This window comes from Streptomyces sp. NPDC005799, from assembly GCF_040630525.1.
Lineage (GTDB): Bacteria > Actinomycetota > Actinomycetes > Streptomycetales > Streptomycetaceae > Streptomyces > Streptomyces griseorubiginosus_B.
Genome location: NZ_JBEXXQ010000224.1, coordinates 1 through 1,155, shown reverse-complemented (window position 1 = coordinate 1,155; position 1,155 = coordinate 1). Strand labels below are relative to the sequence as shown.

Annotated in this window: 2 pseudogenes; both read right to left on the bottom strand. The window is 66.1% G+C overall.

Annotated features, from left to right (window positions below):
• Positions 1–326, bottom strand: a pseudogene (locus ABZ453_RS51385) (transposase); the annotation flags it as partial.
• 3 nt (positions 327–329) lie between these two features.
• Positions 330–1,059: pseudogene (locus ABZ453_RS51380) on the bottom strand (ISAzo13 family transposase); the annotation flags it as partial.
• Positions 1,060–1,155 lie beyond the last annotated feature (96 nt).

The window sequence follows — 1,155 nt, the reverse complement described above, 5'->3', positions numbered from 1 at the left end:
GGCACCTGCTGGGACTTGGGGACCGCGAGCACGTATCCCAGGCCGGTCTCCTCCAGCATGCGGCGCAGCCGCCACTCCTGGCCGTAGGCGGCGTCCGCGGTCACCCAGGCGATGGGCAGCGGCGAGGCGATCGCCCGCAGCACCATGGCCTTGGCCAGGTCGGGCTTGGTGGCGAAGGCCCGCTCGTCAGGGATATGGGCGGCGCGGCAGCGGTCACGGTCATCGGTCCAGGACTTGGGTAGATACAACTCCCGGTCCACCAGGGCGCGTCCGCGGGTGGTGGCGTAGGCGGCGAACACGCCGATCTGGCAGTTTTCGGTGCGGCCGGGGGCCCGTATTTCAATAACTGTCAGCGACGGGTTCCGCGGGGGTTGTTCGGGCCTGTAGCTGTTCCAATGTGCGGGCGGGCGATCCGGGTATGGGTGTGACGAGGATCCGGTGCAGGTCCAGGAGCCGTTTTGCGTCCTGGTACTGGATGGACAGGTTGGTGCGGTTGACGCCCAGTAGTTGCGCCAGGAACGTCATGGTCACCGCTCTGCGGCGGCGCAGGATGGCTGCCAGGAGCCGGTGGGTGTGGTCCACGCTGCTGGTCTGTGGGTGGCGGTAGCTGCGCGGGCGGTGGAAGCGTCGCTGGAATGCTGTCTCGGCCAAGGCGTCCCAGAAAGGCTCCGAGACCGCCACCAGATGCTCGAAGGCGGTTCGTGACATGCCGGTCAGGGCCGGATCGGTGAGCATCGCGGTCAGGGCCGGGTCGGTCCGGTGTGCCGTTGCCGGCGCGTCTGACGCTCGCGGCGGAAGGGGAGACAATGTGTAGTTCCAGTCACCGTGGAAGGCGCTGGGTGTGATCGCAAGGGCGTGGAATTCGGCGGGTGTGACGCTGATGCCGAGGTCGTAGCTGCCTGTGTCCAGTTCGGCCCCGATGGTCAGGCCGGTCCTGGTGGTTGTGGCGGCGATGGTCTCAAGGACAACCTGGTAGCTGGTCAGCGGTCGCCCCCGCCAGTTCGCGGTGATGTGACAGAACATCCGGTGCTCTATCTTGTTCCACTTCGACGTCCCCGGCCAATGCCGTTGCTTGAAGTTGTCAAGTAGTTCGTGACATCAGTGCAGTGTGGTCGTTGGGCCTGGCATGCATCCGTGGGTGGGGTTGTCTGATCA